The 17,789-nt window shown below is 66.6% G+C and carries 15 protein-coding genes, 1 tRNA gene and 1 riboswitch; of the genes, 10 read left to right on the top strand and 6 right to left on the bottom strand.

Annotation, left to right across the window (positions count from 1 at the left end):
* Nucleotides 1–47 precede the first annotated feature (47 nt).
* Nucleotides 48–251: a sulfur carrier protein ThiS gene (thiS, locus tag MC375_RS00480; protein ID WP_242101325.1), complete on the bottom strand. Its 204-nt coding sequence runs from the start codon at nucleotides 249–251 to the stop codon at nucleotides 48–50.
* Between the two features lie 130 nt (nucleotides 252–381).
* On the opposite strand from thiS, the gene MC375_RS00475 reads away from it, so the two are divergent.
* The 6 genes from MC375_RS00475 to MC375_RS00450 all read left to right on the top strand — a co-directional run bounded on the left by MC375_RS00475 (nucleotide 382) and on the right by MC375_RS00450 (nucleotide 6,293).
* The gene (locus MC375_RS00475) at nucleotides 382–2,262 is read left to right on the top strand and encodes an autotransporter domain-containing protein (RefSeq protein WP_242101324.1); all 1,881 of its coding nucleotides are present in this window, start codon (nucleotides 382–384) and stop codon (nucleotides 2,260–2,262) included.
* Nucleotides 2,263–2,408: 146 nt separating this feature from the next.
* Nucleotides 2,409–2,482, top strand: a tRNA-Gly gene (locus MC375_RS00470).
* 82 nt (nucleotides 2,483–2,564) lie between these two features.
* The gene (locus MC375_RS00465) at nucleotides 2,565–3,053 is read left to right on the top strand and encodes a RimK/LysX family protein (RefSeq protein WP_242101323.1); all 489 of its coding nucleotides are present in this window, start codon (nucleotides 2,565–2,567) and stop codon (nucleotides 3,051–3,053) included.
* Nucleotides 3,050–3,961, top strand: coding sequence for a 30S ribosomal protein S6--L-glutamate ligase (gene rimK, locus MC375_RS00460; RefSeq protein ID WP_242101322.1), 912 nt, complete (start codon nucleotides 3,050–3,052; stop codon nucleotides 3,959–3,961). The genes MC375_RS00465 and rimK overlap by 4 nt, the downstream gene beginning before the upstream one ends.
* Nucleotides 3,962–4,268: 307 nt before the next feature.
* Nucleotides 4,269–4,952 (top strand): response regulator transcription factor, encoded by a 684-nt coding sequence (locus MC375_RS00455; protein WP_242101321.1) that lies wholly within the window; start codon nucleotides 4,269–4,271, stop codon nucleotides 4,950–4,952.
* Nucleotides 4,953–4,958: 6 nt separating this feature from the next.
* A complete protein-coding gene (locus tag MC375_RS00450) occupies nucleotides 4,959–6,293 on the top strand; it encodes a HAMP domain-containing sensor histidine kinase (protein ID WP_242101320.1) in 1,335 nt (444 codons plus the stop codon).
* A gap of 876 nt (nucleotides 6,294–7,169) precedes the next feature.
* On the opposite strand, the gene MC375_RS00445 is transcribed toward MC375_RS00450, so the two are convergent.
* Nucleotides 7,170–8,087: a branched-chain amino acid transaminase gene (locus tag MC375_RS00445; protein WP_242101319.1), complete on the bottom strand. Its 918-nt coding sequence runs from the start codon at nucleotides 8,085–8,087 to the stop codon at nucleotides 7,170–7,172.
* A gap of 130 nt (nucleotides 8,088–8,217) precedes the next feature.
* On the opposite strand from MC375_RS00445, the gene MC375_RS00440 reads away from it, so the two are divergent.
* Nucleotides 8,218–9,174 carry a patatin-like phospholipase family protein gene (locus MC375_RS00440; RefSeq protein WP_242101318.1) on the top strand — a complete coding sequence of 319 codons (957 nt, stop codon included), beginning with the start codon at nucleotides 8,218–8,220 and terminating at the stop codon, nucleotides 9,172–9,174.
* Nucleotides 9,175–9,181: 7 nt separating this feature from the next.
* Here the strand turns inward: MC375_RS00440 and MC375_RS00435 are convergent, their stop codons facing one another.
* Entirely contained in the window at nucleotides 9,182–9,772 is a 591-nt protein-coding gene (locus MC375_RS00435) for a hypothetical protein (RefSeq protein WP_242101317.1), read from the bottom strand.
* A gap of 65 nt (nucleotides 9,773–9,837) precedes the next feature.
* Nucleotides 9,838–10,662, bottom strand: coding sequence for a methylenetetrahydrofolate reductase [NAD(P)H] (gene metF / locus MC375_RS00430; protein WP_242101316.1), 825 nt, complete (start codon nucleotides 10,660–10,662; stop codon nucleotides 9,838–9,840).
* A 162-nt stretch (nucleotides 10,663–10,824) separates the two neighbouring features.
* Between metF and MC375_RS00425 the strand changes: the two genes are divergently transcribed.
* A complete protein-coding gene (locus tag MC375_RS00425) occupies nucleotides 10,825–11,982 on the top strand; it encodes a GGDEF domain-containing protein (protein WP_242101315.1) in 1,158 nt (385 codons plus the stop codon).
* Nucleotide 11,983: 1 nt separating this feature from the next.
* On the opposite strand, the gene ahcY is transcribed toward MC375_RS00425, so the two are convergent.
* Nucleotides 11,984–13,429: an adenosylhomocysteinase gene (ahcY, locus tag MC375_RS00420; protein WP_242101314.1), complete on the bottom strand. Its 1,446-nt coding sequence runs from the start codon at nucleotides 13,427–13,429 to the stop codon at nucleotides 11,984–11,986.
* A gap of 42 nt (nucleotides 13,430–13,471) precedes the next feature.
* A riboswitch (S-adenosyl-L-homocysteine riboswitch) is annotated at nucleotides 13,472–13,557 on the bottom strand.
* A 68-nt stretch (nucleotides 13,558–13,625) separates the two neighbouring features.
* A complete protein-coding gene (gene metK / locus MC375_RS00415; protein WP_242101313.1) occupies nucleotides 13,626–14,858 on the bottom strand; it encodes a methionine adenosyltransferase in 1,233 nt (410 codons plus the stop codon).
* A gap of 385 nt (nucleotides 14,859–15,243) precedes the next feature.
* Here metK and MC375_RS00410 point away from each other — a divergent pair, with 385 nt between their 5' ends.
* Entirely contained in the window at nucleotides 15,244–16,959 is a 1,716-nt protein-coding gene (locus tag MC375_RS00410) for a GNAT family N-acyltransferase (protein ID WP_242101312.1), read from the top strand.
* Nucleotides 16,956–17,762: a UDP-2,3-diacylglucosamine diphosphatase gene (locus MC375_RS00405; RefSeq protein WP_242101311.1), complete on the top strand. Its 807-nt coding sequence runs from the start codon at nucleotides 16,956–16,958 to the stop codon at nucleotides 17,760–17,762. The genes MC375_RS00410 and MC375_RS00405 overlap by 4 nt, the downstream gene beginning before the upstream one ends.
* Nucleotides 17,763–17,789: the final 27 nt, after the last annotated feature.

Here is a 17,789-nt window from a genome sequence, read left to right as displayed (position 1 = left end):
CGAGGCCGGGGTTCTTTTTTGCCCGCTCATCCGCTTTCCGGGACGGCTCAGCCGCCGCCCAGCGCGTGCACGATCTCGACCCGGTCGCCGGCCTGCAGCGCATGGGTCGCGTGGCGCCCGCGCGGGACGATCTCGCCGTTGACCTCGACGGCCACCCGGCGCTGGCCCAGGCCTTCGGTGTCGAGCAGGGCGGCGATGGTGAGCAGGCTGCGATCGAAGTGGCGGGCTTCGCCGTTCAAGGTGATGTCCATGGGCACCATTGTGGATGACGCACTGCACGATTGAGAACGTTATGTTTTCGTGAAACCATGCGCGACCATCCGGCGGCGTATCCATGCCGGGACCAGATCGATCTTCAAGATCAATCCTCAGGAGTAGGACATGCAAATGAAGTTCCGGCCGATCCGTTCGCTGCTGGCCGCAGCGCTTGCGCTGGCGGCAACGCCTGCCTTGGCGCAGGACGGCACGTTTTCGCAGACGGTGTTTTTTGGCGACAGCCTGAGCGACGCCGGGTTCTTCCGCCCACTGCTGGTGCAGCAGAATCCCGCCGCCGCCGTGCTCGGCCGGTTTACCACCAATCCGGGCCTGGTCTGGTCGGAATACCTGGCCGATTACTACGGCACCGACGCCTCGACGGCATGGGGCGCGACCGGCGCGACGCCCACCCCGGGCACGGGCACCAATTACGCCGTTGGCGGTGCGCGGGTCGGCCAGGACACGATCGGCGGGCTGGGCTACACGCCGTCGCTGGCCACCCAGGTGAACGCCTATCTGGCTGCCAACGGTGGCCAGGCGGATGCCAACGCGCTGTACTCGGTCTGGGGCGGCGCGAACGACCTGTTCGCGGCCGCGGCCACGGCCGACCCGGCGCAGCAGCAGGCGATCGTGGTCGGCGCGGTCACCGCGGAAATCGGGATCGTCGGCGCGCTGCAGGCCGCCGGTGCCCAGTACGTGCTGGTGCCGACCGTGCCCGACCTGGGCCTGACGCCTTCCTTCCGTGCGCAGGGACCGGCCGGAATGGCAGGCGGCACCGCGCTGTCCACCGCATACAACAACGCGTTGTTCGGCGGCCTGGCCCAGAGCGGCCTGAGCGTGATTCCGGTCGATACCTTCACCTTCCTGCGCGAGGTCGCCGCCAGTCCGGCCGAATACGGCTTCAGCAACATTACCGGCACTGCCTGCCAGCCGCAGGTCACCGCGCAGTCGCTGACCTGCAATCCGGCTAGCTACGTCAGCCCCGATGCGCCCAATACCTATCTGTTCGCCGACGGCGTGCACCCGACCACCCGCGCGCACGAACTGGTCGCGGATCTGGCCGTGTCCATGATCGAAGGACCGCGCCAGGTGGCGATCCTGCCGCACGTGGCGGCTACCGTGGGTCGCTCGCGCGCGGACACGGTCGCGACCCAGTCGATGCTTGCGCGGGTCGAGGACGAAGACGCCGCGCGCTGGTGGGTCGGCGGCCGGTACGACTCCCAGCGCTACGGACCGAGCTCTTCGGCCGACCTGTACGACGGCGGCGGCGGCGCGTTGACCGTGGGCGTGGACTGGGCCCGCGGCAACCTGGTCTACGGAGCGTTCGGTGGCTACAGCCACCAGATCATGGACTGGGGTCTGCGCCGCGGAGACTTCCGCCAGGACGACACCACATTGGGCGGCTACATCGGCTGGAGCAACGACAACGCCTGGGTCAGCGGCCAGCTCAGCTATACGCAGCTCGGTTATGACCTGGATCGCAAGGTGCGGCTGGGCTCTGCCACGCGCAGCTACGAAACCTCGGTCGACGGCGAAAACCTCGGCGCTGCGGTCAGCGCCGGCTGGAACTTCGGCGACGGCGCGCTGCAACACGGTCCGGTGGTGGGTCTGGTGGCCCAGCGCATCGAGATCGACAGCTTCGCCGAAGACAATCCTTCGCAATCCACGTCGCTCGCCTTTCCCGAACAGAGCTTCGATTCGCTGATCGGCAGTGCCGGCTGGCAGATGAGTTACGCGATGGACAGCTTCGCCCCATTCCTGCGCGCGACCTGGGACCGCGAATTCGAGGATTACGCCGACCAGGCGCACGCGCAGGCGCAGTCGATCCCGGGATCGCTGTCCTACGCGGTGCCGGGCGTGGAGTTCGACGACAGTTTCGGAACGCTCACTCTTGGCGCCCGGGCCGGGCTGTGGGGCATGCAACTGCTCGGTGGCAGCTCGGTCAGCGTCGGGCGCAAGGGCGGCGACGATGTCAGTGTCTTCCTGAGTCTGCGTGGCGGATTCTGACCGCCTCGCACCGAAATGCGCCGGACAAACAAGGCCCTGCGGGGCCTTGTTTTTTGCGCCGCCAGACGCAACCACAATGTGTCGGAGCGCGGTTGCCAACCGATCGGGGCGGGCATAGACTCGCGCCTGCAATTGTGAGTGGTTCAGCGGGTGTAGTTCAATGGTAGAACTGCAGCTTCCCAAGCTGCTAGCGTGGGTTCGATTCCCATCACCCGCTCCATCCCGAAGGCAGCGGCATCGACACGGTCCGCTGCCTTTGTTTTCCGCGAACGCAGCGCCGCTCGCGGCCCGAGGCAGGTGCCATGTCCACGATCGCGCCGCCCGGCCTTGCTGCTGCATCCGACGGGTTATTGCCGTTGGTCATCGGGTGGCGGGAGCGGATTGCGCTTCCGCAACTCGGCATCGCATCGTTGCGGGCGAAGATCGACACGGGTGCGCGCAGTTCGTCATTGCACGTCGATGCGCAGTGGCGGTTCGTCGAAGCCGGCGCGCCCTGGGTGGGCTTCCGGCTGCGGCCGCGGCGGCGGCAGTCGCACGTGCACGAAGCCATCGCGCCGATCCACGATGAGCGCGAAGTCGCCGATTCCGGCGGCCACCGGACGCGCCGTGTTTTCATCCGCACCGCATTACGCATCGCCGGCCTGGAGCGGACGGTTGAAATCAATCTGACCGATCGCTGCGGCATGCTGTTCCCGATGCTGGTGGGGCGGACCGCGCTGCAAGGCGCGTTCACCGTCGATCCGGCACGCTCCTTCGTCCGACGCGGCTCGGCACTCCCCGGGACACCATGAAACTCGCCATCCTTTCGCGCAACAGTAAGCTGTATTCCACCCGGCGGCTGGTCGAGGCCGCGCGCGAGCGTGGGCATACCGCACGGGTGCTCGACCCGCTGCGTTGCTATATGCATATCGCCTCCAGCGGGTTCGCCATGCGCTACAAGGGGCAGGCGATCTCCGGCTATACCGCGGTGATTCCGAGAATCGGTGCCTCGATCACGCGCTACGGCTGCGCGGTGGTGCACCAGTTCGAGCTGATGGGCAGCTACACGCCCAATCCATCGGATGCGATCGCGCGCGCGCGCGACAAGCTGCGCTGCCATCAGCTGCTGGCGGCGCAGGGCATCGGCCTGCCGGCGACGGTGTTCGGCGACAACCCGGACGACACCGCCGACCTGCTGGCGATGCTCGGGCCGCCGCCGCACGTGATCAAGCTCAATGAAGGTACCCAGGGCGCCGGGGTCATGCTGACCGAGAAACCGTCGGCCTCGCGCAGCGTGATCGAGGCGCTGCGCGGGCTCTACGCCAATTTCCTGGTGCAGGAATTCGTGGCCGAGGCCAGGGGTGCGGACCTGCGCTGCTTCGTCGTGGGCCGCGACGTGGTGGCCACGATGCGCCGGCAGGCGCCCAAAGGCGATTTCCGCTCTAACCTGCATCGGGGTGGGACCGCCAAGGCGGTGCAGGCCAGCGACGCCGAACGGGATACCGCCGTGCGTGCAGCGGCCGTACTAGGGCTGGGCATTGCCGGCGTGGACCTCATCCGGTCACGGCGCGGCCCTCTGGTGCTGGAGGTGAACGCATCGCCGGGGCTGGAGGGCATCGAGGAGGCCAGCGGCGTGGACATCGCGGGCCGGATCATCGACCACCTGGCCGCATCCGCCGAGGTTCGGCACGTGGGGAGGCGCTGGCAGCGCCGCACTTAACCAGGTCTTCACGGCCGGTTTAACAGGGGTTTAATCGCAGCCTGCGTAGTCTGTCTGGACCGAGTTCTGCGCTCTCTCCAGTGGTACCCGCCGCAAGGCGTGCAGACACGGTCAATCGGGGCAATTCCCTTGGCCCAAGCGGGCTTCTCGCTTGGGTCTTTGTTTTGGCCGTACGCTCGCGCGTCTGCCCCTGCCGCTGTGCCAGAATCCTTACGACGCGGCTGCAATGGAACTGCCGCAACGTGGTCCGGTCTCATGCGAGCCCTTCGCTGGCCACCCGCCCCCCGTACCCAGACAGGAACCGCCGATGCGCATCCTCGTGATCGAAGACAACCAGGACATCGCCGCCAATCTTGGCGACTATCTCGAGGACCGCGGCCACACGGTCGATTTCGCGGCCGACGGCGTGACCGGGCTTCATCTGGCGGTGGTACATGAGTTCGACGCGATCGTGCTGGACCTCAACCTGCCGGGCATGGACGGACTGGAGGTCTGCCGCAAGTTGCGCAACGAGGCGCGCAAGCAGACTCCGGTGCTGATGCTGACCGCGCGCGACACCCTGGACAACAAACTGGCCGGTTTCGATTCGGGGGCCGACGACTACCTGATCAAGCCGTTCGCGTTGCAGGAAGTGGAAGTGCGGCTCAACGCCCTGTCGCGCCGCGGCAAGGGCGTGCAGACGCGGGTGCTGGATGTCGCCGACCTGCAATACAACCTTGATACCCTGGAAGTCCGGCGTGAGGGCAGGCTGCTGCAGCTCAATCCAACCGCGCTGAAGATCCTGCAGGCGCTGATGGAAGCCTCGCCCGCGGTGGTGACCCGGCAGGAGCTCGAAACCCGCGTCTGGGGCGAGGAGCTGCCGGATTCGGACTCGCTGCGCGTGCACATCCACGGCCTGCGCGCCGTGGTCGACAAGCCCTTTCCCACGCAGCTGATCCAGACCCGCCACGGCATCGGCTATCGCATCGCCGCGCCCGATGCGAACGCCTAGGGCCTGATGTCAGCCGACGCCAGAGGCGCCTCGCGCCGAAGACCGCAATACCGGCGGCGGCTGCGCAGCCGCATCATTCTGTCTTTCCTGCTGCTCGGCACCGGGCTGACCCTGCTGTTCGCGTTCGCCACCAACTGGACCCGCAACCGGGTGGAGGACCAGCTGGTGGAAGACGTGATGAACCGCAACATCACCGAGTACGCGCGCCAGTACTTCACCGACCCCGAGCGCAAGCCGGAGTTCGGCGTGCAGCAGATGTTGGGGCGCGTGGTCAGGCGCGATCGCTTCGATGAGCTGCGGATCGAGCAGCCCGACTGGTACGAGCTGCCAGACGGCATCCACAGCATCCGCGGCACCAACCCGGACGGCAGTTCGTTCGCCTACAAGCTGGCGGTGCGCAAGACGCCCAACGAATGGTTCTTCCTCGCCTACGACATGACCCAGGCCGCCCGTGGCGAGGCGCAATTCCAGCGCGCGATCTATGGCTCGGTGCTGGTGTTCTCGTTGTTCTCGCTGCTCGTGGGCTGGTGGGCCGCGTCGCGGGTGATGAGCCCGGTTTCCGAACTCGCGCAGCGCCTGCGCCGCTCGGGCGATACCAGCCAGCCCGAGGGACTGGCGCCGCATTTCGCCGAGGACGAGGTCGGCGAGCTCGCGCGCGCGCTCGACGACTACGCCACGCGCCTGACCGAGGTGGTCAAGCGCGATCGCGAGTTCAACGCCGACGTCAGCCACGAATTGCGCACGCCGCTGGCGGTGATCAAGGGCGCGGTCGAACTGCTGCTGTCCAAAGCCGACCTGGACGACAAGACGCGGATGCGGCTGGAGCGGATCCAGCGCGCCGAACGCCAGTGCACCGATCTGATCAGCGCGCTGCTGCTGCTCTCGCGCAACGAGCGCGGCCATGGCGCGACCGATATCGCCAGGATCGCCGAACAGCAGCTCGACGCGCACCGCGGGCAGCTCGGCGGCAAGCCGCTGGTGCTGCGGCTGGAGGGTGAGCCGGGCAAGGTGATCGTGGATGCTCCCGAAGCCGCGGTGACCGTGGCCCTGGGCAACCTGGTCGGCAACGCGGTCAAGTACACCAACCACGGCGAGGTGGTCGTGCGCCTGCGCGACAACGCGGTCGAGGTGATCGATTCCGGCCCCGGGCTGTCGGCGGAGGATGCGGCCAAGCTGTTCGAGCGCGGCTACCGCGGCACCCATGCCGAACACACGCAGGGCGGCGGCATCGGCCTGTCGATCGTGCGCCGCCTGTGTGCGCTCTACGACTGGAACGTGCGTGTGGTGCCGGGCGAAGAACAAGGCGTGGTGGCGACGTTGTCGTTCACGCCGGAGACGTGAGCCGGAAGGCGCCGTACGTGAGGGGAGCGAGGGAATTGTGGCGTGCCTTGGTTCCCTGCCCGGCTCAACAGGTTTCAGTTGAAGTGAAAGGCGAAGCCTGTTTCAGGGACAGCGAGTTGAGCATCGCAAGAGCTTTCGCCTGAAGGCGAGTTGCTTTCTTTGCTGGTGCAAAGAAAGTAACCAAAGAAAGCACCCAGGTGGATCCACTTCATTCAAGCCGGCCGGAACCCATCGCCATTTTCGGACTCGCCATCCATGGCTCGATCCGAAAACGGCCGGCATCCATGCCGGCCGCCCTCCGGGTGTTCGGATGCGGGTCGCATGCGCAGCGTTGGGAAGGTCAAAAGCATGGTAGAGCCATGAGCCGCAGGCGCGTTTTGATGAGCGAGTCGTTTCGGCTCTTCAGCCTTTGACTTTCTTGCTCCGCCAGTCGCCACTAACGTTCGAAACCCCGGAGGGGCGGCGGCCATGGATGGCCGCCGTTTTCGGATCGGGCCAGGATGGCGAGTCCGAAAATTCCTTCGGCATCCACATCCCTTGAGCGTCCTGGATCCACTGGGTGCCTTCTTTGCCTACTTTCTTGGCACCAGCAAAGAAAGTAGGTCGCCTTCAGGCGAAAGCTCTTAGCCCGAAGGCCGAATTGTGCTGGTTTCGTAAGCGCAGAGTTACGTCTTTGGCCGCCGGATTTCTTTGCCTACTTTCTTGACGCACTTGCGGTGCTCGTCCTTCGGCCCGGCTTCGCCGTTTGCGCCTTCGGCGCAGTGCACCAGCAAAGAGAGCAGGGCGCCGTAAGGCGAAAGCCTCAGATCTCCAGTGGCACGATCGTCAGAGCGGAGCAACCTCGGACCTACCGAATCACGGACCTCGAGAAGCGGTTTAGACCGGTTCCAACCAGCCATGCCTGTCCGGCGTCGTACCGTCGAACAGACCGAAGAACAGCCGCTGCAGCTGCTGGGTCACCGGCCCGGCCCGGCCGGCGCCGACCTGGCGCCCGTCGACAGAGCGGATCGGGGTGATCTCGGCCGCCGTGCCGCACATGAACAATTCCTCGCACAGGTACAGGTATTCGCGCGGCAGGTCGCGTTCGATCACCTCGATGCCGGCGTCGCGCGCCAGCGCGATGATGCTGTTGCGGGTGATGCCGTTGAGCAGGGCCGCGCTGACCGGCGTGGTGTGCAGTGCGCCGTCGAATACCAGGAACAGGTTCTCGCCGGCGCCTTCGCTCAGCAGTCCGGTCGAGGCCAGCGCGATGCCTTCCCCGAAGCCGAGTCGGCGGGCCTCGCGCGCGACCAGTTGCCCGGACAGATAGTTGCCGCCGGCCTTGGCACCCGCCGGAATCGTATTGGGTGCGAAGCGCTGCCAGCTCGAGACGCAGGCGTCGATGCCTTCCTCCAGCACGCCGGCGCCCAGGTACTGACCCATTTTCCAGGTGGCCACCGCAACGTCGGTGGGTGTATCGGCGGAAAGTCCGAATCCGCCCAGTCCGCGAAATGCCACCGGGCGCAGGTAGTCGGTGCTGAAGTCGTTGGCCCTGAGCACTTCGCGGCAGGCGGCGTTGACCTCGTCGAGCGAATAGGGGATCGCCATGTCGTAGATCTTCGCCGAGGCGAACAGGCGCCGGTTGTGGTCGCTGAGCCGGAAGATCGCCGGGCCTTCTGGCGTCTGGTAGCAGCGGATCCCCTCGAACACCGACGAGCCATAATGCAGCGCGTGCGCCATCACATGGGTGGTGGCCTCCGCCCACGGCTTGATCGAGCCGTTATGCCAGATCTTCTCGGGGTAGGGCTGGGCCATGGAGCCTCCTCACGTGAGCGCGACATTCTAGCTTGCGTCTCAGTCCGTGCGTCGGCCGAGCCCTAGACTCGAATCCATGGAAAAGATGCAAGCCGGAACCCCGGAAACGACGCAAGCCGGAACCCCGACGATGCGCGTGCAACGCATCCTGACCCTCGATGGCGGTGGCATCCGCGGCCTGGTCAGCGCGATCTGGCTGGAGGCGCTGCAGGCGAAACTGCACGCGGCAGGCAAGGGGGCCTTGCACGAACATTTCGACCTCATCGCCGGCTCTTCGACGGGTGCCCTGATCGCGATGGGCCTGGCGAGCGGCATGCCTGCAAAGGACATCACGACGCTTTACGAGCACTTCGGCGACGACGTGTTCCCCGGCGCTGCCGAACGCCTGTGGTCGCGCGTGACCCGCAGCTTTACCCAGGGCCTATCCGCGCCACGTTATTCACCAAAGGGCCTGGAACGGGTGCTCAAGCGGGTGTTCTCCGATCGCACCCTTGGTAGCGTCGCCCCGCGCGCGATGGCCATTGCCTACGACACGGTCGCGCGCACTCCGCTGTTCTTCAAGAGTTTCAAGCCTGAGCATGCGGACATTCCGTTGTGGGAAGTGTGTCGCGCCGCGACCGCCGCACCGACCTACTTTCCCGCGCACCTAGCCACGATCGAACGCAGGCGGCGTGCACTGATCGACGGCGGCGTGGTCGCCAACAACCCGACCGCCTGCGCCATTGCCGAGGCGGTGCGGTTGAACGACGACGCCAGCCTCAAGGACATCGTCTTGCTGTCCGTGGGTACCGGGCAGGCCACGCGGCCGATTTCCGAGCGCGAGGCGACGAGCTGGGGGCCGCTGGAATGGGCGATCCCGATCATCGACGTGCTGTTCGACGGTTCGGCCGATTCGGTCGACTACATCGCCGGCCAGATTCTCGGCAACGGGGCCTACTTCCGCCTGCAGACACCGCTCACCCGCGGCTACGATGACTTCGACAGCGTCGACCAGACCAACCTCATGGGTCTGCACCGCACTGCCGAGGCCCATCTCGAGCGCAAGGAGACGCAGGTAGCGCTCGACCGGCTGGTGTCCCTGCTGTGAGCGTGCGCTACAGGCTGAGCCACCAGCACCCCAGCCGCTTGCGCAGGCCGAATACGGTGCGCGATGGCGTGACGCCATTGCCGAAGGTCTGTTCCAGCCGCAGGCCGACTGGTGCCTGGTGTGTCCTGGTTTGCGGGAAATAGCCATCGGCGTTGGTGTCGAACACCGTGCCGTCTTCGGCCATGATCGGCGGCGGCCGTGGATAGATCGGCAGGATGTCGACCAAGGGGCGTCTCACGATCCCTTCCAGCCGCCCCATGACGGCGTAGCCCTGGCGCGTGGACATGCCCGCCCAGTCGTACAGCAGGGCCAGGCGGTTGACGTCCTTCGCATCGATCGCGCTGCTCAGGCCGTAGACGAGTTCGTTTAGCCGTCGTGAGCAGCCGCCGCGATAGGCGCTGGGCGCATAGCCTGCGCCGGGTGCGCGCATCAGGCGATCGACGGCGCCGATATCGGTGCAGTTGCGGTCGGTATAGATCGCCTCGCCCGTCTGGCCTGCACAGCGGCGTACCTGGGCGTGTGCATGCGCGGGCCACAACGCTCCCGCCAGCAGCAAGGGCAGCAGCAGGCTGCGCAGCAGAAGTTCCGGTGGCGGCATTGCCGCAGCCTAGCGCCGCGGCTTCGGCAGAGGAAGTAGGCGTCGCAGGCGCCTCGCGCCACGATTCAGCCCAGTCGCGTCAGGACGTTCAGCGTCGGCTTCGACATGTTCAGGGTGTAGAAGTGCAGGGAAGGTGCACCGCCGTCGATCAGCCGCTGGCACAGCTGGGCGACGAAGTCGGCGGCGAACTCGCGGATGGCATCGACATCATCGCCGTAGGCCTGCATGCGCTTGCCGATCCAGCGCGGGATCTCGGCGCCGCAGGCTTCCGAGAAGCGACGCAGCTGGCTGAAGTTGGAGATGGGCATGATCCCGGGAACGATCGGGATGGCCACGCCCAGCTTGCGTGCGTCGTCGACGAAGCGGAAGTAGGCATCGGCGTTGTAGAAGTACTGGGTGATCGCTCCATCGGCACCGGCATCGACCTTGGCCTTGAACGCCTGCAGGTCCGCCATCGCGTGTTCGGCCTGCGGATGCGTCTCCGGATAGGCGCCGACCTCGATGTGGAAGTAGCCGTCGTGCTCCTTGCGGATGAAGCTCACCAGCTCGCTGGCATAGCGGAATTCCCCCGCATGACCCATGCCCGACGGCAGGTCGCCGCGCAGCGCGACGAGGCGCCGGCATCCCATCTGCCGGTAGCGGTCGAGCAGCGCGCCCAGCTCGGCGCGGGTACCGCCCACGCAGGAGATATGCGGCGCTGCGTCCAGGCCGTGTTGGTTGTGCAGGCGGTCGATGGTCTCGGGGGTGTAGTCCAGGGTCGAGCCGCCGGCGCCGAATGTGCAGGAGACGTATTCGGGCCCGATCGATTTGAGCTTCTGCGCCACCTTGTCGAGCTGGGCGCGCTGTTCATCGGTCTTGGGCGGGAAGAACTCGAAACTGATCGGGATCATGCAGGCGCCTTGCCCGGAATATGGCCATAGTCTATCTCTTCATCGCGATGAATAGAAACACTTCAGCGGCCTGCGTCCGCACCCTGCGCGGGCAGGGAGTGAGGCCTTGGCGTGGTTCTTGCTTTGGTTCACAGGCCACCGACCACGCTCTGTTCTTTCACGATGCCACTCGATGCATTCATCCAGGCCCGCGCCGCGCTGCGTTCGCGCAACCTGCTCGCACAGGAGACGCTGGAAACGCGGCAGCGCGCCCGGCTGGGCGGGTTCTTCTATCCGGTCGCGGTCGCGCTGACCTTCATCGCCGGCGGGCCTGGGCATGGCGTCGCGGCGATGGTGGCGACTGCGGCGTTTGTGGCGCTTGCGCTGCTGCGCGTTGCAGTACGAGCGCCCGCATCCAGCGACGAAGCCGCAAGCCTTCACGGCCTGCGCAAGATCTGGTCAGTCGTTCTGGCGACCACCATCGCCTGGGGCATCTTCAGCGTCTGGGCCTCCGCGAAGCTGCCCGAGCCTGCGCCGCTGGTGGCGCTGCTGTTCTCAGGCGCGTTCGGCATGGCGGTCGCGCATACGCTGTGCATGCGGCGCCTGCCCGCCGTGCTGGCCATCGCCAGCGTGATGCTGCCCAGCCTGGTGCTGTTATGGCGCGATGTCGCGCCCAGCGTGGCGGGCATGTGGGCGGTCTATACCGCGTACATGCTGCTGGTCATGCGTCGCAGCCACGGCGAGTACCGCACGCGCCTGGAACTGGAAGAGGACCTGCGCCAGCAGCGCGACCTGTTCGAGAAACAGAGCCGCATCGACGGCTTGACCGGCCTGGCGAACCGTCGCGAATTCGCCGACACGCTGGCGCGCGGAGTCGAACGCGCTGGCCAGCGGGCAGTGTCGCTGCTGATCATGGATATCGACCACTTCAAGCGGATCAACGACAGCCTCGGCCATCACGCCGGCGACGCCTGCCTGGTCGCGGTGGCGAACAGGCTGCGCCAGCATTTCGCCAGCGATGGCGACCTATGCGTGCGTCTGGGCGGCGAGGAGTTCGGTGTGGTGATGGAAGCCGACGGAGCCGCCGCGTGCGTGCGGGGCGAACGCTTCCGCCATGACCTGGAGCGTGTGCCGCTGCCGCTGCCGGAAGGGGGGCAAGCCGCGGTGACGGTCAGCATCGGCTGTGGGGCGTTCGACCCAGGACGCCATGCCGATGGCGACGCGCTGTATCGCGATGTCGATGCGGCCCTGTACCGGGCCAAGGTCGGCGGCCGGAACCGCGTCGAGGCGGTCCCGGCGGCCGCGGAGTCGTTGCAGGCAACGGCCCCTGCCGAGGCGTGACTCAGTAGCGGTAGTGATCCGGCTTGTACGGGCCTTCCACCGCCACGCCGAGGTAATCGGCCTGCTCACTGGTGAGCCTGGTGAGCTTCACCCCGATCTTTTCAAGGTGCAGCCGTGCGACTTCCTCGTCCAGCGCCTTGGGCAGTCGGTACACGGTCTTCTCGTACTTGTCCTTGTTCGCCCACAGGTCGATCTGGGCCAGCGTTTGGTTCGAGAAGCTGTTGGACATGACGAAGCTGGGATGGCCGGTGGCGCAGCCCAGATTGACCAATCGGCCTTCGGCCAGCAGGAAGATCGAGTTACCTGCACTCCCATCAGGGGCCGCGAAGGTGTACTTGTCGACCTGCGGCTTGATGTTGAGCCGCGTGGCGCCCGACGCGTTCAGCGCATCGACCTGGATTTCGTTGTCGAAGTGGCCGATGTTGCAGACGATCGCCTGGTCCTTCATCGCCTGCATGTGCTGCAAGGTAAGGACATCCTTGTTGCCGGTGGTGGTGACGTAGATGTCGGCGGTGCCCAGGGTGTCCTCGACGGTCTTGACCTCGAAGCCCTCCATCGCCGCCTGCAGCGCGCAGATCGGATCGATCTCGGTGACGATCACGCGCGCACCGTAGGCCCTGAGCGAATGCGCCGAACCCTTGCCGACGTCGCCATAGCCGCACACGACCGCGACCTTGCCGGCCAGCATCACGTCCATCGCCCGCTTCAGGCCATCGGCCAGCGACTCGCGGCAGCCGTAGAGGTTGTCGAACTTCGACTTGGTGACCGAATCGTTGACGTTGATTGCCGGCACCAGCAGCTTGCCCTGCTCGGCGATCTGGTACAGGCGATGCACGCCGGTGGTGGTTTCTTCCGACACGCCCTTCCAGTCCTTGACCACATTGGTCCAGAAGCCGGGGCGTTCCTTGGCGACGCGCTTGAGCAGGGCCTTGATCACGCCTTCCTCGTGCGAGGCGGCCGGCTCATCCACCCACTTCGAGCCTTGTTCCAGCTCGTAGCCCTTGTGGATCAGCAAGGTCACGTCGCCGCCGTCGTCGACGACCAGCTCCGGGCCCTTGCCACCGGGGAAGGTCACCGCGTCGAGCGTGCAGTCCCAGTATTCCTCCAGTGACTCGCCCTTCCATGCGAACACGGGCGTGCCGGAGGCGGCGATCGCGGCGGCGGCGTGGTCCTGGGTCGAGAAGATGTTGCAAGAGGCCCAGCGCACGTCGGCGCCGATGTCCTTCAACGTCTCGATCAGCACCGCGGTCTGGATGGTCATGTGCAGCGAGCCGGTCACGCGCACGCCCTTGAGCGGCTTGGCGGCGGCGTGCTTGCGGCGGATCGACATCAGGCCGGGCATCTCGTGCTCGGCGATGTCGATTTCCTTGCGGCCCCAGTCGGCCAGGGAGATGTCGGCAACCTTGTAGTCGCCGTCCTGGGAGAAGGTCTTCAGCTGTGCGTTCATCAGTGTTGCTCCGTTGTTGGAAGTCCGCGCATCGGGGACTTGCATTAACGGGCGCCGTTGGTGCGTCGACCTCGCCGAGCCTGGTTCCGGAACGCGATGGCCCCGGAGTTGCAGCGCCCCTCGACGGGCGTAGGTCGGGCCTGGGCCCGACGCTGTTTCATTACGCACGCATGGCGGGCCTGGGCCCGCCCTACGCTTACTTCAACTTCGCCGCCTTGCGCAGCTCGTCTGCCTTGTCGGTCTTCTCCCACGAGAACGCGGTGGCGGTGTGCTTCTTGCCGGAGCCGTCGGTGTAGCTGACTTCCTGCGGCTTGCGCCCGAAGTGGCCATAGCTGGCGGTGCGCTGGTAGATCGGGTGGATCAGGTCGAGCATCTTGACGATGCCGTACGGGCGCAGGTCGAAGTGCTTGCGGATCAGCTTCTCGATCTGGTCGTCCGGGATATGGCCGGTGCCGAAGGTGGTGACCGAGATCGAGGTCGGCTCGGCGACGCCGATGGCGTACGACACCTGCACCTCGCACTTGTCGGCCAGGCCGGCGGCGACGATGTTCTTGGCCACGTAGCGCGCGGCGTAGGCAGCCGAGCGGTCGACCTTCGACGGATCCTTGCCCGAGAATGCGCCGCCACCGTGGCGGGCCATGCCGCCGTAGGTGTCGACGATGATCTTGCGCCCGGTCAGGCCGCAGTCGCCCACCGGGCCGCCGATTACGAAGATGCCGGTCGGGTTGATGTGCACCTTGTTCTTGGGCAGCGACTCGTACCACTTCTTCGGCAGCACCGGCTTGAGGATGTGCTCGCGCACCGCCTCGATCAGGTCCTTCTGCTTGATGTCCGCATCGTGCTGGGTCGACAGCACCACCGCGTCCAGGCCGACGATGGTATTGCCGGTGTCGTTGTAGCGCAGCGTCACCTGGCTCTTGGCATCCGGGCGCAGCCACTTGAGCTTGCCGTTCTTGCGCACCTTGGCCTGCTGTTCGACCAGGCGGTGGCTGTAATAGATCGGCGCCGGCATGTACTCGGGCGCCTCGTTGCAGGCATAGCCGAACATCAGGCCCTGGTCGCCTGCACCCTGTTCCTCGGGCTTCTTGGCCTTCTTGCTGGTGCCGTCCACGCCGGCGGCGATGTCCGGCGACTGCTTGCCGAGCATATTGATGATGGCGCAGGTATGGCCGTCGAAACCGACGCGCGAATTGTCGTAGCCGATGTCGTTGATGACCTTGCGGGTCAGCTCTTCGATGTCGACCCAGGCATTGGTGGTGACCTCGCCGGCGACGATCGCAGCGCCCGTCTTCACCATCGTCTCGCAGGCCACGCGCGCGCGCTTGTCCTGGGCCAGGATCGCGTCGAGCACGGCATCGGAGATCTGGTCGGCGATCTTGTCCGGATGGCCTTCCGACACCGATTCGGAGGTGAACAGGTAGCTGGACATCGGCTATATCCTTCAATCTGGATGAAAAGATGGCCGCGAATGATACAGGCCGAGGCAGGGCTCGCATAGTGCCGGCCCGCCCGTTTCCGGGCGGTTAAACCCTCGCGCGACCGGGCTGTGGGAGCGACCTCGGTCGCGAATGCGCTGTCTGGTAGGGAGCGCCCCGAATCAAGTCCTGGGCAGGTTCCTGGTTTCGAATGCCCCGGGCCGACTTCCGGTGAACTGCATTCGCGCCTGAAGCCGCTCCCACAAGCGCCGGGCCTGTCACGTAACTGCCCGAATTTCGCAACGGACCTGTCGCCGGGCCGGCGCAGGCTGCCGGCCAACCGGGGCCGACCCACAAGGCCTCTTAACGCTATTGGAGTACGCCGGACAGGCCCTAGCCATGCCGTTGCTCGAAGACCGTCTGCAACAGCGCTTCCCGCACTGGTTTCGCGGCCATCGCGGCAGGATGGCCGGGCCGTTGCTGCGCGGGGTCGCGCGCTGGTCGAGGTTCGACGCGATCGAAGCCTTCCTGCAGCGGACGGGGCATCTGCGCGACGCCGCCTTCCTCGATGCCGCCCTCGATTTTCTGCAGCTGCGCTATGAGGTGGACCCGACGGCCCTGGCGGCCATTCCGACCCGCGGACGCCTGCTGATCGTCGCCAACCATCCGTCCGGCGCGCTCGACGCCCTGGCCCTGCTGCATGCGGTCGGCCGCGTGCGGCGGGATGTGCGCATCGTCGCCAACGACGTCCTGTCGATGCTGGCGCCGATGGCCGGCCTGATGCTGCCGGTGCGGGTGTTCGGCGGGCGCGCCGATCCGGACAGCCTGCGCGCGGTCGAGCAGGCGCTGCACGACGGGCAATGCGTGATCGTGTTCCCCGCGGGCGAAGTCTCGCGGCTGGGGCCGGGCGGCGTGCGCGACCGTCGCTGGCGCAAGGGCTTCGCCCATTTCGCGCGCAGGACCGGCGCGCCGGTCCTGCCGGTGCGGATCGCAGCGCGCAATTCGGCCCTGTTCTACGGCACGTCGGCGATCTTCAAGCCTGCGGGCACCGCGCTGCTGGCACGGGAAATGTTCGCGCGCCGCAACCGGCCCCTGCGTCTGCATATCGGCAAGCCGATGAGGCTCGAGGATGGAGCCGACATCGCGACAGCGGTCCGCAGCGTCCGTCAGGCGCTGTATCGGCTGGGCCTAGGACAGCGGCAGACGACCTGGCCCGAACCGATCGCAGATGCGATCCAGGACCGGATCCTGCGGCGGGCCATCGCGGCGACCGAACTGCTGGGCGGGACCAGCGACGGCAAGCAGATCCGGCTGCTGGACCCCGAAGCCTGCGCGCCGGAGCTGGGCGAAGCCCTGCTGCAGGAATTGGGGCGACTGCGCGAATACGCGTTCCGCAAGGTCGGCGAGGGCACCGGACGCAGCCGCGACCTCGACGTCTACGACCAGCACTACCAGCACGTGCTGGTCTGGGACGCAGACGCAGGTCGCATCGCCGGCGCCTATCGCCTCGCGCGTGGTGCGCGGGTGCTGGCGCGTAGCGGCCTGGCGGGGCTGTACACCGCCTCTCTGTTCCGCTACGCCGATGACGCGATTCCACGCATCGCGCAGGGCATGGAACTGGGCCGCAGTTTCGTCGCTCCCGATTACTGGGGCAGCCGCAGCCTGGACTACCTGTGGCAGGGCATTGGCGCCTATCTTCGCCGCTACCCGGGCGTGCGCTACCTGTTCGGCGCGGTCTCGATCAGCGCGGCATTGCCGGCGCAGGCGCGCGAGCAGATCGTCGCCTACTACCAGCGCTACTACGGCTGCGAGGCGGTTTACGCCAGCGCGCTGCGTCCGTTCGCCTATTTCGCCGCCCTGACGCGCTTTGGCGACATGGATGCCGGGACTGCTTTCGACGTGCTGAAAGCGAACCTGGCCGCGCTCGGTACGGCGGTGCCGATGCTCTACAAGCAATACACCGAGCTGTGCGAGCCCGGAGGCGCGCGCTTCCTCGCCTTCGGCGTGGATCCGGCCTTCAGCGACAGCATCGACGGCCTGATCGAAGTCGACCTCGGGCGTCTGCAGCCGCGCAAGCGCAGGCGCTATCTGGAACCCGGAGCGACCCTGGCATGAGCACGAAACAGCACCGGACGCTGTTTCTCTCCGACATCCACCTGGGTTCGCGCCATTGCCACGCGGCCGAGCTCGCAGGCTTCCTGGAAGCGACGTCGTGCGAGCGCCTGTACCTGGTGGGCGACATCGTCGACCTGTGGTACATGGCGCAGCGGCGCGCGGCTTGGGGACAGGCGCAGAACCGCGTGGTCGAGGCGCTGCATGCGTTGCGCCGCGCCGGCACCGTCATCGTCTATGTTCCGGGCAACCACGACCGCCCGATCCGCCGCTTCTGCGGCCTGGTACTGCCGGCGATGCGCGTGCGCAGACGCGCGGTCCACACCACTGCCGATGGTCGCCGCCTGCTGGTGACGCATGGCGACGACTACGACGCCATCACCCATTTCGGCAGCCTGCAGGAGCGGTTCGGCGACTGGCTTTACTACCGCATCCTCAGCGGCAACCGCTGGCTCAACCTGCTGCGCCAGCGCCTGGGCCAGCGCTACTGGTCGCTGGCCGAGTTCCTCAAGCGCCGCAGCGGTGCGGCCGAGCGCTACATCGCGCGCTATGTGCAGGCCGGGCTCGACGATGCGAAGCAGCGCGGACTCGACGGCATCGTCTGCGGTCATATCCATCGCGCTGCGCTGATCCAGCGTGACGGCCTGGTCTATGCCAACGACGGCGACTGGGTCGAAAGCCTGACCGCGCTGGCCGAAGGCCACGACGGCGGTCTGCGTTTGCTGTCGCATCGGGGCGAAACCCTGGCGGACGTGCCTCCGCGGTTGCGGTTGGTGCAGCAGGACGCAGTGCGTCGCGCGGCCTGACGGGTTGCACGAGCGCTGCTCCGCGCG

This window comes from Lysobacter sp. M2-1, from assembly GCF_022662495.1.
GTDB lineage: Bacteria > Pseudomonadota > Gammaproteobacteria > Xanthomonadales > Xanthomonadaceae > JAKPBU01.
This window is presented reverse-complemented; position numbering and strand designations above follow the sequence as displayed.

Coding starts and splice junctions, on each gene's coding strand:
- thiS (WP_242101325.1), bottom strand. CDS start 251: ATGGACATCACCTTGAACGGCGAAGCCCGCCACTTCGATCGCAGCCTG.
- MC375_RS00475 (WP_242101324.1), top strand. CDS start 382: ATGCAAATGAAGTTCCGGCCGATCCGTTCGCTGCTGGCCGCAGCGCTT.
- MC375_RS00465 (WP_242101323.1), top strand. CDS start 2,565: ATGTCCACGATCGCGCCGCCCGGCCTTGCTGCTGCATCCGACGGGTTA.
- rimK (WP_242101322.1), top strand. CDS start 3,050: ATGAAACTCGCCATCCTTTCGCGCAACAGTAAGCTGTATTCCACCCGG.
- MC375_RS00455 (WP_242101321.1), top strand. CDS start 4,269: ATGCGCATCCTCGTGATCGAAGACAACCAGGACATCGCCGCCAATCTT.
- MC375_RS00450 (WP_242101320.1), top strand. CDS start 4,959: ATGTCAGCCGACGCCAGAGGCGCCTCGCGCCGAAGACCGCAATACCGG.
- MC375_RS00445 (WP_242101319.1), bottom strand. CDS start 8,087: ATGGCCCAGCCCTACCCCGAGAAGATCTGGCATAACGGCTCGATCAAG.
- MC375_RS00440 (WP_242101318.1), top strand. CDS start 8,218: ATGCGCGTGCAACGCATCCTGACCCTCGATGGCGGTGGCATCCGCGGC.
- MC375_RS00435 (WP_242101317.1), bottom strand. CDS start 9,772: ATGCCGCCACCGGAACTTCTGCTGCGCAGCCTGCTGCTGCCCTTGCTG.
- metF (WP_242101316.1), bottom strand. CDS start 10,662: ATGATCCCGATCAGTTTCGAGTTCTTCCCGCCCAAGACCGATGAACAG.
- MC375_RS00425 (WP_242101315.1), top strand. CDS start 10,825: ATGCCACTCGATGCATTCATCCAGGCCCGCGCCGCGCTGCGTTCGCGC.
- ahcY (WP_242101314.1), bottom strand. CDS start 13,429: ATGAACGCACAGCTGAAGACCTTCTCCCAGGACGGCGACTACAAGGTT.
- metK (WP_242101313.1), bottom strand. CDS start 14,858: ATGTCCAGCTACCTGTTCACCTCCGAATCGGTGTCGGAAGGCCATCCG.
- MC375_RS00410 (WP_242101312.1), top strand. CDS start 15,244: ATGCCGTTGCTCGAAGACCGTCTGCAACAGCGCTTCCCGCACTGGTTT.
- MC375_RS00405 (WP_242101311.1), top strand. CDS start 16,956: ATGAGCACGAAACAGCACCGGACGCTGTTTCTCTCCGACATCCACCTG.